Here is a 14,055-nt window from a genome sequence, read left to right as displayed (position 1 = left end):
CTCTCCCCGGCCGAGCCACCACATGATGGACGCCCCTCTCTGCGACATTCCGCTCGTTCACGAAGATGCGGTGGAAGCCGCGCTCCGCGGCCGAGCAGGTGAAGACCAGATTACGTACCTCGCGGACACGTTCCAAATGCTGGCGAGCCCGACGCGATTGCGCATCGTAGAGGCGCTCGCCGTGGGCGAGCTGTGCGTTTGCGACCTAGCCGTGGTCGCGGGAGTCAGCCAGTCGGCTGTGAGCCACCACCTGGGCCAGATGAGGCAGATGCGGATCGTGCGGTATCGTAAAGAGGGCCGCTTGGCGTACTACCGACTCGACGATCCGCACGTGGAAACTCTGTTCGAGACCGGGCTGGAACATGTCCGTGAAGCAAGCGGCGGAGAGGAGCGATGACGGATCCTCGAGCGGACCCGACTGGAGGCGTGACGTCGGTGCGCTTCCACGTCGCCGACATGGACTGTGCGAGCTGCGTCCAAAAGATTCAGGACCACCTCCTCAAATTGAATGGCGTTCTGAGCACCGAGGGGAGCCCCATCGCCCGAACGCTCACAGTGGGGTTGGACCTGAACCTGACGAGTCGCGACCAAGTGCGAGAAGAGGTGGGGCGCCTTGGATACGTGGCCAGGCGCATGGACGAGCACGACGACCCTCCGTCCGCCAGCAAAATATGGACCGGTAAACAGGCTCGCATCGCCTACGCTTCGCTCGGAGTCTTCGGGCTCGCCTTGCTCTCGAAGGCGATCGGTCTCACGCCCCCAGTCTTGGTCGTCCCCTTCCGGACGCTCTATCTGCCCGACCTCCTGCTGCTGACATCCGCGCTCGTGGGTGGGTGGAATTTCTTCCCAAAGGGTCTCAGGGCGGCACGGGTCCTCGCCCTGGACATGAACTTCCTGATGACCATCGCCATTCTCGGGGCTCTGGGCATCGGGGAATTCACCGAGGCCGCCGCGATCGCGTTTCTCTTCGCGTTCGCTGAGCTGCTCGAGAGCTACTCGGTGGACCGGGCACGGGCCTCGGTGGAGGCGCTCATGGACCTCGCCCCCGATAGCGCTCGCGTCGTCCGTGGAGAGCATGAGGTCACGATTCCCGCAGTGGAGGTCGTGACCGGAGACATGGTTCTTCTTCGACCGGGCGAGCGCGTGCCAGCCGACGGCACTGTCGAGGAGGGCGCGTCGGCAGTGGATGAGTCGCCGATCACGGGCGAGTCCATCCCAGTGGACAAGGCTCAGGGTGATGCGGTCTTCTCCGGCACGATCAATCGCAGTGGGTTCTTGCGGATCCGGGCGACGCGACCGGCGACTGAGAGCGCGCTGGCGCGGATCGTGCGATTGGTTGAGAGCGCTGAAGCGAACAAGAGTCCGACGGAGCAGTTCGTAGAGCGGTTCGCCCGCTACTACACGCCGGCTGTGACGGTTGCCGCTGTTCTGGTGATGATCGTGCCACCGGTCCTCTTCGGTGCCTCCTTCAGCCTGTGGTTCATCCGTGGCTTGACCCTCTTGGTCATCGCATGTCCATGCGCCCTAGTGATTTCAACCCCGGTCGCGGTGGTGAGCGCCGTGAGCGCAGCGGCACGGAATGGGGTGCTCATCAAGGGCGGCAGGTACCTGGAGGCGATGGGCGGCGTGGAAGTCGTGGCCGTGGACAAGACAGGCACGCTGACGCTTGGCCACCCACGGGTGGTAGAGATCCGTTTACTCGGTGACCTGTCCGAGGAGGAAGTGCTCGCCAGCGCCGCCGCGATAGAAGCCCGTTCCGAGCATCCCATCGGCAAGGCCATCGTGGATGCCGCGAGCCAGCGGCGTGCCGTTCTCGACCGACAGGTCGTCACCGACTTCTCGGCGGATCCTGGCCGCGGTGCAAGGGCACGCCTCGACGGTGTGGACTACGTCGTTGGGAAGCCCTCGCTACTGGTTGCGGAGGGTCCTGATCGCGCCTTGGCAACGGAACTAGCGGTCGGCGGACGCACCGTCGTCGGACTCACGAGGGAGGGCGATCTGCTCGCGTGGTTCGCCCTCGCTGACGAGCCCCGGGAAGCGGCCTCGACCGCCTTCAGGGCCTTGCGTAGAGCAGGCGTCGGGCGCGTCGTCATGCTTACCGGAGACAACCAGGAAACCGCCGAGGCGATAGGGAGCAGAGTCGGCGTGGACGAGGTGAGGGCCAGCCTTCTCCCCGAGGACAAGGTCGACGCGGTCAGGCAATTGGAGGCGCGTCACGGTGCGGTAGCGATGGTGGGCGACGGGGTGAACGACGCGCCCGCGCTCGCTGTCGCCACAGTCGGCATCGTCATGGGGGCGGCCGGAAGCGACACGGCGCTGGAGACGGCCGACATCGCGCTCATGGGCGACGACCTGACTCGGCTGCCCTACCTGTACTCTCTGTCGCGCCGGGCCCGGCGCGTGATCCGGCAGAACATTGCCGCGGCTATCGTGATAAAGGCCATTCTGGCGATTGGTGTACCGCTGGGAATGGTCTCGTTGGTGACCGCCGTGCTGCTCGGCGACATGGGGGTGTCGCTGGGCGTCACATTGAACGCGCTTCGGCTAGGGACCGTCTCAGCTGGTCGCTAGTGCGGAATGTCTCCGGCCGTGCCCTTCCTGCCCACCCGCAGCGCCATCATCCATCCGGTAGCGACCATCGTCAGAACCGCCAATTGGAGCGCTGAGAGCATGATCGTATCGAAGACGGGATTCCCGGTGAACCCGAACGTGTGATACAGCAGGAAGGGGCCGAAAGCGCGCCAGATCGCCGGGCGGCGCTGAATCACCTCGCCGCTGACCTGTGAGATGTGGACGTCGGAATCGTCGGGGTCCGCAAAGCGAAAACGGTACGTCGGAATCCTGGCGTTGAAGTCCATCCAGTACTCCGTGGACTCCTCAGCCTCGCCGACCGTCTCCCCCTGCACGACGGACTCTCCGGCGACCCTCGCAAGGTCGGCCGTCAGCCGCTCCAGGCGGTCGCCGCTCTCCGCATCGATGAGAACGCCTTCCGCGTTCCGAGACTCGAACACCAGCCAAAACCGCCGATCGCCGATCGCGCGCCACTCGTAGCGCTGGATCGGGTGGGCTCCTTCGCGAAGCTCCGGCGGTACGTGAGCGGCAATCTCCGCCACCGACGCTGGTACCTCGTCCACCTTGATCCCGCCGGCCCACTCCGTCTCGAAGGAGCCTTGGCCTCGGAAGCGTGGTTCGATGAGCCCCAGATTGAACCAGAGATACGCGCCGACGAGCATCTGCGTCGCGAGCAGGAACCCGGCAAACGGAGCGAGTCGGGCGTGGATCCGCCGAGAGGTTCGCACGTGGTCCGTCCAACGCCGACGGGCCTCACGGCGGTCCCACCACAGGAAGTAGCCCAGCGACACGAGCAAGAGCCCCATGCCCATGAGGCTGTAGAGGAGGGTCGTGAACAGCCTCAGATTGTCGCCCCACTGCCAAACGTGCACGCTCTTGTAAGCGCGCTCGAACCAGGCGGCGCCTGGATCCGTTCGCCGCAGGGTGCGCCCCGAGGCGCGCGTAAGCACCAGTTCCGAGGGCTGCGCCCCCTCCATCTCAAACGAGACGACTGGGACACGGTCGCGCGTGTAGTAGCGATTGAACTCCGCGTCATCGCGAGCATGGCCTACGCGTGTACCCGCGAGCTCCCCGTCGGCGATCGCGCGCACCATCTCCGTCGGGAGCGGGTCTAGCCGGTCGCCCGAGCGCGCATCATACGCTCGCTCGACTTCGAAGGGCCCCGGCTTCACGACGTACACCGGCCGACCGGCCAGCGCTTCTAGACGAAGCCAGTACACGCGATCCAGACCGTCCGCGGCAGCGTTCCGGAGGATCGCGGATGGTGGCAGAAGGTCCATCGCCTCGAGCCGGACGTCCTCGACGTGGTAGGATTCCAGTTCGTATACGCCCTGGAGCCCGTTCGGTAGGGCGAGCGCGACGCCGTGGAGGACCGCCGAGGAGATAATCCAGCCCAAGATCGGAATCGTAGCCGCCATCCCTAGGATGCGGTGCGTCCGGGAGAGACGAAGACGTGTGGCAGAGTTCATGACACCACGACGAGAATGCTCAGGCCCTCAGCGACGAGCACCTGTTTGAACGCCCGCTTGGTTGAGAATCCCGCCCGTAGGAGCGGCAGCATCCCCAGGGCGAACCCGAACACGAACCCCAGAGTGACCGCCAAGGACATTGTGCCCAGGCGGGACCAACCTAGAGACACCCCGATAACGACGCCGACGACCTCTCCGACACCGCATCCGGCTAGGCAATGGACAGTCGCGCTCGTCGCCAGGCCTACTCGGTTGGCGACCGGCTCGGCAGTGGATTCGTCCCCGGCCGCCGGTGAAGACCACGCCGACGCCGAGGATCATGGCCACGCTGACGCCGAGGATCATGACGACGCCGATGGGCATCATGATGACGGCGGACACGGCACCATGGTCCTTCTCGACGAGCGTGGGCGACGAGCATGACCTCCACGTTGCCGATCGAGCTGCGCGGCGAATGGGAGATGGCGTGCTTCCTCACCGGGCACTATCGCAGAGGCATGCACGGTACCCTCACCGTCTACTGAGCCCAGCGGGGCCGACTGAGGCGCGAGCACTCGTGCTTCAGTCGGCAGCTTCCCAGACGAAGGTCGCCCAGTGGACGTCCCAGTCGGCACCGGAGCCATCGGGCGCAGGCACGATGTGCAGCGCACGGACGTTCCATAGGCCCGACTGAATGTCGACCTGGAATTCCCCGAGAGCATCGGTCTCGAACGGGACGTCGCGGTGTGCCGACTCGGCGTCCATGGACGCGGCGACGCTGGCGTGCCCCCTGGCGTGAGCGAGAGGCTCACCCAGGAAGAGCATTCTGAAGCGCAACGTGGAGGACGCGGCGGCCGGGTCGGTGAGTGGAACGAACTCGAGCGGATGGCCGGCGAGCCGCTCGAAGGCTCGCGGGCCTCCGTCTCCGACCTCGACCAGAGTCTTCGCGTACTTCGCGTACCGCCGCGTGATGCTATCGGTCGGCAGCAGCCCGTCGCGCTCAAATCGTCTCAGCGCTTCAGGTGCGCCTTCGAGCTCGATATAGCGGCGGAAGCTCTCGGGCGATTCGGGGATAATCCGCGGGTGGATCGCAACGGTCACCAGCGCCTGCCCTTCCCGTTCGGGCCGGTGCCGGATCAACAGGGAGGTTCCGCCGACGCTGAGCCCGACGATGTCCTGGTCGTCATGGGCCGTTAGGAGCCGCGCGCTCGCGACGCGATCCACTGTCACAGCGCTCAGGCTGGTTGGAAAGGTGCTGCTCGTTTGGCCGCTCACCAGCAGCTGATCCCCAGGGGAGAGCCGGAACGAGTGCGGCACGAGCCAAAAGTCGTGGGACAGCGCCGGAGTGGCGAGCAGGATCGCGAGCAGCACCGCGGCGGCGGCGGTCGTGAGCCGCCTCATCGTGGGCTTCAACCGCCGCCGCGCCTCCTCGGGATCTCCAGATCGGTGCGATCAGTGATGCGGAACGCGAAGTCCACGGTGTGGACCTCCGTCTCCTCGCCTTTCTGAAAACTGAGAACGGACTCGTACTCGCCGGCTTCCGTGAAGATGTGGCGGGTTTGATATTGGCCGGCATTGCCGCGCACGCCGCGGACGGCATACGGCCCGAACTCCTCGCCGTCCCGCGTGATGACGACCTTGGCCTGCCTGAACTCCGTGTAGGGCTTGTCATCGGCCAGTGAACTGACACGCCAACGCAGGAACTGCATTTCTTCGGTGAGCGCCGGTTCCGGCTCCGCGCCGAACACTATGGCCAGTCCCGCTACTTCCTTCCTTTCGTGAAACCGCGCGGTGTTGCTCGTGGACGCCGCCGTCAGGGCCATCGAGCCCAGCGCCATTCCGACAATAAGACCCGCAAACTTGGTGTGACGTCGCATGTACGCCTCCATTGTGAGTGGTTCTCTGCTCCGCAGATTACGGACGTAGCACCAACATGGCTCCACCGCCACCAGCGAGCCCGATCAAGAGGCCGATCAGGCCCCACTCGATGCCAGCCCGGGAGCGCTCGATGGGAAGCTCTTCGGCGCTGGCCGCCATGCCACCCATCTCGTCGTGCCCGTCCTCCGCGGCATCCTCGCCCTCATCGTGGGAAGCGGGGCTCGCGGTCAGAACCGTCAGGTCGAGACTCGCCACAAGGTCACCGTCGGACGCCAACGCGACCAGCCGGTACTGCCCCGGGCGGACGTCGCCCGGGATGGGGAGGTCGATCTGGAAGGTCCCGTCCGCCGCGGGAGTGATGTCGCGCAGCTCGTACTCGGCGAGGGGTCCACGGAGCAGCAGAGTCGCCGCCTCTCCCGCCACGAATTCCTCTCCGCGGAGCTCCAGTTTGGCGCCAGCCTCGATCGCCGAGGTCGGGCTCTTGAGTACAGCTGTCGGATGGACCGCCGCGCCCATGGCCAAGGCTGTAACGGCGGTCAGCAAGCTCGCTCGTAAGGTACGCATGTTCAGGTCACTCCTTTCTCTCTGTCGTAGAGCGGTGCCACGAGGAAATAGTCATCAACTGTGCATCCTACATCCCGATGTGCTGCTGGGCCTCGCCGAACACACCGTAGAGCCACAGCGCAGTCACGGCCAGGCCGAGGGCGATCCCGGTCCAGCGGACTCCACGACCGCTGGTCTCTTCCGAACCCCTGTCGAGAAGGGGTACCGCCCCGAGAAAGGCGAAGACGATGGTGGGCCCGAGGATCATCCCCCACACTCCCAGCAGATTCTCGAGCCCATAAACCCAGAGGACTGGCCAATGAGGCTTGGTGATCTCGACACCCGCAACGGCGGCATACCCCAGGTCCTCGGGCGCCACGACCGCGAGCACACCGACCAGAGCCCAGGTCAGAAGCCCCAAGCCGGTGAGCTTGACGGCGTGTCGCCGGAACGCTGTGCTGCGCTCGCCCGGCGCGTCGATCCCGAGTTGCCGGATCAGCCAGAAGTGCAGGCCCATGAGCCCGATGACGGCGAGCGGGAGCAGGGATGTGTGGAGTGAGAAGATCCGCGGTAGCAGCGGTGTGCTGAGCGTGAAGTCCTCTGTGAAGAACTGGCCGATGACGCCGGTCAGATTCCCGCCCGCGACGAAGTGCGCCAGCGCTTCGAATCCTTCCTGGTCGTAGCGCAGTGCGGCGCCCGTGACCAGCAACAGGAAGAGCAGACCCGCCATCCCGACGCCGGCCCACCAAGTCGCCTCCCGGGGCCGCCGGTAAGAGCGGCGCGCAAACACCAGCACCAGGTGAAGCACCACCGTGATGACGACGCCGCTAGAAGCCCAGTGGTGAAGGCTGCGCACCCAGTCTCCCATCGGCGCTCTCGTGATGATGTAGAGCACGCTGTCGTAGGCCCCGCTCGGGCTCGGGTTGTAGAACTGAGCGAGGTAAAGGCCTGTCAAAAAGAGGAGCGCCAAGAAGAACGCCGTGAGGCCGCCGAGCATGTAGGCGGGCTTCATCGCGCCGTCGGGGATCCGGTAGTCGAGTCCCTTCAGGCCGAGCCGCTGCTCAATCCATGACTCCGAGGACGCACCGTCGTCCGCCGCGTCGGCTCCTGCGCCCGCGGACGCTGTGTCCGGGCGTGGCGAAGTCATCTCATCCACGGGCGAACTCCATTTCAGACGGAGGGATAAGGATAGGGGAAGCGTACGCCGCCATGCGTCTCAGTACCACACCCTGACTCCGGCCACGAACGTGCCGTCGCGGACGCGGGTTCCGGCGAGGCGGGCGAAGTCGGCCGTCCCGGCGAACGCCTTTCGCCAGACGAGCCCGACGTACGGCGCGAACTCGCGGCGGATCTCGTACCTGAGGCGGAACCCTAACTCCAAGTCGGTGACTCCGGATCCCAGCCCCAGCTCCGGGACCTCCTGGAGGGAGGCGTTGAGGTCGATCTGGGACTCGAGGATCATCCGCTGGGTCACCAGAAGGTCGTATGTGCCGGTGAGCTGGGTCGACACATCTCCCCCTGACGTGACAAACAGCGTCGCCTCGACCTCGAACCAGTACGGGGCCAACCCCTCGAGTCCTATGGCCAAGTGGGTGCGGGTCTTATCGACGTCGCCCCAGACGCGGTCCACGCGCAAGCCTACTTGAAGCTCCCAGTAAGGCGCCACCAGCCGACTGAAGAGCGCCTGGACCTGCACGTCACCCGCGCGCGAATCCGTGGCCACGTTCCCCCTGATTTTCACCCACAGTCGGGTGTAGTCGCCCCCGTACCAACCCTTCGCGTCCAGGTGCAGGGGTTGGCCCTCCAGGCCCGAGGCCCGCTCGAGCTCCCGGGCCATAAGGAAGAGATACTTCGTCTGATCCGAGAGCTGAGCCGCTGTGGGGAGGGCGTGTGCCAGGGCAAGGCCGAGGGCCGCCGTCGTGCATACCGCCCAGCGGCGTTTCGGTGACGCGGCCATCACCGACCCTCAGCCACCTCGTCGGCGACGACCTCGAACACCCTGAACATGCCCACGTCCATGTGATAAAGGATGTGGCAGTGGAAGGCCCATGGCCCGAGAGCGTCGGCGGTGAACAGGAGCGAGAGCTTCTCCGCGGGCTTCACGTTCACCGTGTGGACCTTCGGGATCGACGCACCCGTGCCGTTTTCGAGCTCCATCCACATTCCGTGCAGGTGCATCGGGTGGTTCATCATGGTGTCGTTGACCATGGTCAGGCGTATGCGTTCGCCGAGGCGCACGCGGATTGGCTCGACCTGCGAGAAGGTCTTCCCGTCGATGGACCACATGAAGCGCTCCATGTTGCCCGTCAGGTGCAACTCGATCTCCCGATCCGGCTCCCTCAGCTCGGGATTCGCCTCCAGCGCGCGCAGGTCCGTGTAGACCAGGACTCTCCGCCCGTCCATACCCAGCCCGAGTCCGGGCTCGTGGAGACGGCTGCCCACGCTCATCGGCACAGCGGCGTTCCCGCGGCCGTGGCCGTCGGGGCCGTGCTCACCCCCTTCCGCGATCGAGCCGGCCGCTCTGAGGCCCGATTCCATGTCCATGCCCGGCATGTGGGCGTGGGCTCCGCCCGCGTCCGCGTCGGCCGTGTCGACGTCGCCTCCGCCCATGTCCATGCCCGCCATGTCTCCGTGGGCCATGCCCATGTCGGCCATGGTCAGCACGGGGCGCGAACGTCGCACAGGCACGTCGCCGGACATTCCCTCCCGCGGCGCCAGGGTGCCACGCGCGAAGCCGCTACGATCCATGGCCTCGGCGAAGACCGTGTACGCCACGTCGGCGGTGGGCTCGACGATGACGTCGTACGTCTCCGCGATGGCGATGCGAATTTCGTCCGTCTCCACCGGCTGCACGTGCTGCCCACTCACTTGAACCACCGTCATGGGCAGTCCAGGGATCCGAACGTCGAAGTACGTGGCGGCGCCCGCGTTGACGAAGCGCAGCCGGACCCGCTCGCCAGGACGGAAGAGGCCGGTCCAGTTGGACTCCGGGGCCATCCCGTTCATCAGATACGTGTATGTCGCCCCCGTGACATCGGAGATGTCCGTGGGGTTCATGCGCATGTTGCTCCACCTGAGCCGATCGCCCAGCGCAGAGAAGAAGCCCTGGTCCCCCGCGTCCCGGAAGAAGTCCGAGACGGTCCTTTTCTGGTAGTTGTAGTAGTCGGGCCGCTTCTTCAGGCGGGCCAGGATTCCGTGCGGATTCTCGAAGGTCCAGTCCCCGAGCATCACCACGTAGTCCCGGTCGTACTCGAAGGGTTCCTCCTCGGCGGGATCGATGACGAACGCGCCATATTGGCCCAACTGCTCCTGGAATCCCGAGTGGCTGTGGTACCAGTAGGTCCCGTATTGGCCGATCGGGTAGCGGTACTCGAACGTTTCGCCGGGGGCGATGCCGTCGAAGGTGACCATGGGAACGCCGTCCATACCGTTCGGAAGCAGGATTCCGTGCCAGTGGATGGAGGTGTCCTCCTCCAGCGTGTTGGTGACCCGGATCACCGCCTCATCGCCTTCCCGGAATCTCAGGAGGGGCCCAGGAAGCGTGCCGTTGATGGTCGTCGCCGTCCCCATCCGGTCTCCGATGCGAACCGGGGTCTCCGCGATGGTCAGATCGATGGGACCCAAGCTTCCGTCGAGGATCTGAGGCGAGGGGTTCCGAAGGTCGCCCAGGCCCAACCGCGCGTACCCGGGCACCAGCGTGTCGAGGCCGGCCAGCAGCCCGGCGGCTCCGCCAAAGCGCAAGAAGGCCCTTCGGTCCAGCGGTTCACGCGCCCACGACGGGGCAGGGAGACGGGAGGGTCTCGCTTGCACTTGTTTCTCCGGGTTCGTCCGCGAGGTGCTCCCGGGGCCTGGCCCCGCGAACGCGGGACCCCGATCCGAGAGGCCTGATCTAAACGAGTAAGATCAGCGCTCCCGGATGAACCGAGCATGAAGTGCTCATGAACGTTTCTTCATGAACCTTCCTCCCCCGGCTCGAAGGACGCTGCGGTGCCGACGGCGCTAGCCACCAGGAGCACTGCAAGACGTCTCATGATTCTCTTCCTTGACCGTCAGGCAGAGGTGAGGGGGAATCGCACTGTGAACCGGGCTCCGCCCTCCGATCGGTTCTCAGCAGTAGCGTGTCCTCCGTGTGCCTCGGCGGCCGCCTTCACGATGGCAAGACCCAAGCCCGTGCCGGCTGTCTCGGGACCACGAGACCTGGCCTCGTCCGCACGGAAGAAGCGTTCGAACGGGCTTGAAGTGTCGAGGTCTCCGAGGCCGGGTCCGTCGTCATCTACTTCCAAGACGAGTTCGTCGGAGCGTTCGCTAACCGCGACACGAACGTGCCCGCCCTGATCCGCGAACCTCAAGGCGTTGTCAGTGAGATTCCACACGCACTGGCCCAGCAAGCCCGGATCGAGGAGTGCTGACAGCGACTCCGGTGCATCCATTATGAGGTCGATTCCCTTCTCCTCGGCGCGGGGCCGAAGCCGATCGACCATCCGGGTCACGATCTCGACCGTGTCGGACATCTCTAGCTGGGGCGTCAGCGCGCCCGCGTCCGACCTGGCCAGCGTCAGCAGATCTTCCGTGAGCTTGGAAAGGCGCATGACTTCTTCGAGTGTGCTGTCCAGTATTCTCACGTACTCGTCCGGCTCGCGGGGTCGGCGCAGAGCGACTTCGATTTCGCCTCGCATCGCCGTTAGGGGAGACCGTAGCTCATGGCTCGCATCCGCCGTGAATCTGCGTTGCGACTCGAAGGCGCGGCGGATGCGCCCGAGCATGGTGTTCAAGACTTCCACCAGCCGCTGATACTCCAGGGTCTCGGCGTACGCTTGAATACCGCGATCCAACGAACCCCCTCCAATCGCCTCCGCCTGGTCAATCACCTCGTGGATAGGACGAATCGCGCTGCCGGCCAGCCACCAGGATCCAGCGAACGTGGCTCCAGCCAATAGGGCGGTAAGCAGGATCAGGAAATAGCCGGCTCGGCCAAGCATTTCGTTCCTGGCTACCAGGGGGGCGGCGATCTGCAATACGTGCGCTTCATGCCCCTCACCAAGGCGATCCAGCGGGTAGAACAGCGTCCTGATCGGCGAGCCTTCGAACTGCTGATCCATCCAGATCAACTCTCCCGCGTCTGCCCTGGCTAGAGTCTCAGCATCGGAGGGGAGGTCGGACATCATGTAGCGGCTGCGTAGGAGACTCACACCATCGGTCTGCCAGACTTGCGCGTACCGGATGAGACCGCTGACCGAGGCCGCCTCCTCCGGCGTGAGGTCCCACTCGTGGAAGTGCATGCCCCCATTGGTCCCGTCAGCGAGCGACGCGGCTTGGATGGAAGCCACGCTGCTGATCGAACGGTTGAGCTCGCGATCGAGGACCGCCCGAAAAGTCAGCAGCGTGACCACCGAAAGTGCCGTCATCCCCAAGGCGGCCCCCACAGTCGCCCGCAGCGCGAGCTGGAATCGGAACGAGCGGGTCACGTCGCTTCACCCTTCCGGAAGATGTACCCGACGCCCCGAACGGTATGGACGAGCGGGTCATCGCCGGCCTCACGGAGCTTCCGCCTCAAATGCCCCACATGTACGTCGACCACGTTGCTCATCGGATCAAAACGCAGGTCCCAGACCTTCTCCAACAGCTCGGTCCGACGAACGACGCGCTCGGCGTTCAGCATCAAGAACTCGAGAAGCTGAAACTCCTTCGCAGTGAGATCGAGACGATCTCCCCCGCGGTGCGCCTTGTGCGTGACACGGTCGAGCTCCACGTCGGCGTAGATCAGCCGATCCGGCCGAGTGGAGCCACCCCTTCGCAGCAGCGCCCGAACGCGCGCGAGCAACTCATCGAAGCCGAACGGCTTCGTCAGATAGTCGTCCGCGCCTGCGTCCAAACCGAGCACGATGTCATCTTGGTCACCATGTGCGGTCAGGAGAAGTACCGGCACCGACGACTCGCGGGAGCGGAGGCTACGAACGATCTCGAGGCCCGTCTTGCCAGGGAGCATGACGTCGAGCACGAGCAGGTCGTAGTCGTGCACGTGCGCCTTGAGCAAACCGTCGGTGCCGTCGTGCGAGACGTCGACGGAGTATCCCTCCTCACGGAGCCCCTTCTCGAGGAAGCTCGCGACCTTCTTCTCGTCTTCAACTACCAGGATTCTCAACCGGCCGCCTGCGTTCGTGGTTGGTCAAGCGGACGCACAAGGCGAAACACACATCAAGTGGCCTGCAGTTTTCCAATGATGTGGTCTATCACCTTACAGTGCTCACGCTGGGGGCTGAAGAGGATTACCTCGGACTCTTCATCGGCGCGAACGGTATGCCCCGGAGGCCAGTAGAAGAGGTCGCCACCGCTCGCGGTTTCCGTTGAACCATCGGCATAGGTGATCGTCAATCCGCCTTCCAGCATGTAGCCCCAGTGGGGAGACTGGCAAAGGTCGTCTTCCAATCCCTCGAGCAGAGGGGCAAGGTCGGTTCCTGCTCCAAACGAAAAATACTCGCCGGCCATCTTTCCGAGTCCAGTGGCATCACCGAAGTCCAGGACTTGGCGGGCCTTGGCACCCGGTATATCGATCTTTACAGGCACATCGTCCTTGGCGATCCGCATGAAACGTCCTCCGTCGTGAAGTGTTGGTCGGTCCTCCGTGGGAGCCCCCATGGAAGCTGGTGCAGGGGGCCGGCGTACCATGCCTCGAGAGACCGAGGCCGGCAACGCCCCTGCTCAGGATCAACGTGACGACGAGACCACATCACGTGATGTTCAGGCCGCTTCCCGGAGACATGCGTCCCGTTTCCCGGGCTCTAGACCTCGTTCAGCTCGACACCGGACTCGTCCTGGAATGACCGCTTCTCACCCCGAAAACCCCGAGCAGGTTCTTAGGAGGTGGCAACCTCGTCGGTGTCGCTACCCATCCCAAGCGTCCACCCGATCACCGCGCCCCCGAGTGCCATTCGGACGGCCGTGACGAAGGGTTCGACGAATGCGACTGTCACGTTCGACCAGTTGGTCACCCCGTAGAGATCAAACGCCATCGCGATTCCAAACAACAGGCCGAAGATGGCGCCCGCCCTAAGGCCGTCAGACGCCGTCGCGACGTCCGCATGGAGAAAGACATACGTGACGACCGCGGCTAGTCCGAGCTGCGACACGACCAATGCCCACCGAATGGGTACCTCCCGCAAGACGCCGGTCGCTGACCCCAAGTTGGCCTCGTAGAAGCCTCCCAGAATGACTTCGTAAATCAGACCGCCCAGCAGAAAGAAGGCGAGCCCGCCAGCAACAGTAGCGATTACCTAAACTGAGCGATTCGAGCTGCCGAGCAACGATTGGCCGGTGCGATGGGTGGGGATGAAGCTGGGGCGAGGGGGCGGGGTGCAGAGGAGCGCCTATTCTGCCAGATACGGCGTTGCCACGAGGCCAATTCGAGGCCAACAGAAGCGGTCGGACGCACGAGTCCCTGCACAGGGTGCGGCCGGTGTTGTTGTTCAGGAAGCGGACAAGAAGCGGGCGTCTACGCCCAGGCGAAGCGGGGTGGACTTCGGCTCAGTGCCCAGAGCTTGGGGATCTGGAGCTCGTTCCAGGTGGCCCGGGTGACCTTGAGGATCGTGCGGCCCCCGGTGCGGACGATCTTCGCCGC

The 14,055-nt window shown here is 64.9% G+C and carries 14 protein-coding genes; 2 read left to right on the top strand and 12 right to left on the bottom strand.

Annotated elements, in window-relative coordinates; all coding sequences use genetic code 11:
• Positions 1-22: 22 nt before the first annotated feature.
• Both IIB36_17705 and cadA read left to right on the top strand, forming a co-directional pair.
• Positions 23-397 (top strand): helix-turn-helix transcriptional regulator, encoded by a 375-nt coding sequence (locus tag IIB36_17705; protein ID MCH7533575.1) that lies wholly within the window; start codon positions 23-25, stop codon positions 395-397.
• Positions 394-2,571, top strand: a complete 2,178-nt coding sequence (cadA, locus tag IIB36_17700) for a cadmium-translocating P-type ATPase (protein ID MCH7533574.1) — start codon at positions 394-396, stop codon at positions 2,569-2,571. The genes IIB36_17705 and cadA overlap by 4 nt, the downstream gene beginning before the upstream one ends.
• Here the strand turns inward: cadA and IIB36_17695 are convergent.
• The 12 genes from IIB36_17695 to IIB36_17640 form a co-directional block, all read right to left on the bottom strand.
• The gene (locus IIB36_17695; GenBank protein ID MCH7533573.1) at positions 2,568-4,040 is read right to left on the bottom strand and encodes a hypothetical protein; all 1,473 of its coding nucleotides are present in this window, start codon (positions 4,038-4,040) and stop codon (positions 2,568-2,570) included. The genes cadA and IIB36_17695 overlap by 4 nt on opposite strands.
• Positions 4,037-4,282, bottom strand: a complete 246-nt coding sequence (locus tag IIB36_17690) for a DUF4396 domain-containing protein (GenBank protein ID MCH7533572.1) — start codon at positions 4,280-4,282, stop codon at positions 4,037-4,039. The genes IIB36_17695 and IIB36_17690 overlap by 4 nt, the downstream gene beginning before the upstream one ends.
• Before the next feature lie 319 nt (positions 4,283-4,601).
• Complete coding sequence (locus IIB36_17685; protein MCH7533571.1) at positions 4,602-5,420, bottom strand: DUF4198 domain-containing protein; 819 nt, start codon at positions 5,418-5,420, stop codon at positions 4,602-4,604.
• Between the two features lie 8 nt (positions 5,421-5,428).
• The gene (locus IIB36_17680; protein ID MCH7533570.1) at positions 5,429-5,896 is read right to left on the bottom strand and encodes a hypothetical protein; all 468 of its coding nucleotides are present in this window, start codon (positions 5,894-5,896) and stop codon (positions 5,429-5,431) included.
• 37 nt (positions 5,897-5,933) lie between these two features.
• Positions 5,934-6,461, bottom strand: a complete 528-nt coding sequence (locus IIB36_17675) for a hypothetical protein (protein ID MCH7533569.1) — start codon at positions 6,459-6,461, stop codon at positions 5,934-5,936.
• Between the two features lie 67 nt (positions 6,462-6,528).
• Positions 6,529-7,596 (bottom strand): cytochrome bc complex cytochrome b subunit, encoded by a 1,068-nt coding sequence (locus tag IIB36_17670; GenBank protein ID MCH7533568.1) that lies wholly within the window; start codon positions 7,594-7,596, stop codon positions 6,529-6,531.
• 60 nt (positions 7,597-7,656) lie between these two features.
• A complete protein-coding gene (locus tag IIB36_17665; protein ID MCH7533567.1) occupies positions 7,657-8,397 on the bottom strand; it encodes a copper resistance protein B in 741 nt (246 codons plus the stop codon).
• Entirely contained in the window at positions 8,397-10,199 is a 1,803-nt protein-coding gene (locus tag IIB36_17660) for a copper resistance system multicopper oxidase (protein MCH7533566.1), read from the bottom strand. Before IIB36_17660 ends, IIB36_17665 begins: the two co-directional genes overlap by 1 nt.
• 290 nt (positions 10,200-10,489) lie before the next feature.
• Positions 10,490-11,905, bottom strand: coding sequence for a hypothetical protein (locus IIB36_17655; protein ID MCH7533565.1), 1,416 nt, complete (start codon positions 11,903-11,905; stop codon positions 10,490-10,492).
• Positions 11,902-12,582, bottom strand: a complete 681-nt coding sequence (locus tag IIB36_17650; GenBank protein MCH7533564.1) for a response regulator transcription factor — start codon at positions 12,580-12,582, stop codon at positions 11,902-11,904. The genes IIB36_17655 and IIB36_17650 overlap by 4 nt, the downstream gene beginning before the upstream one ends.
• 53 nt (positions 12,583-12,635) lie before the next feature.
• A complete protein-coding gene (locus IIB36_17645) occupies positions 12,636-13,025 on the bottom strand; it encodes a cupin domain-containing protein (protein MCH7533563.1) in 390 nt (129 codons plus the stop codon).
• Positions 13,026-13,294: 269 nt separating this feature from the next.
• Positions 13,295-13,621 (bottom strand): hypothetical protein, encoded by a 327-nt coding sequence (locus tag IIB36_17640; GenBank protein ID MCH7533562.1) that lies wholly within the window; start codon positions 13,619-13,621, stop codon positions 13,295-13,297.
• Positions 13,622-14,055: the final 434 nt, after the last annotated feature.

It is taken from the genome of Gemmatimonadota bacterium, assembly GCA_022560615.1.
Lineage (GTDB): Bacteria > Gemmatimonadota > Gemmatimonadetes > Longimicrobiales > Gaopeijiaceae > UBA1138.
This window is presented reverse-complemented; position numbering and strand designations above follow the sequence as displayed.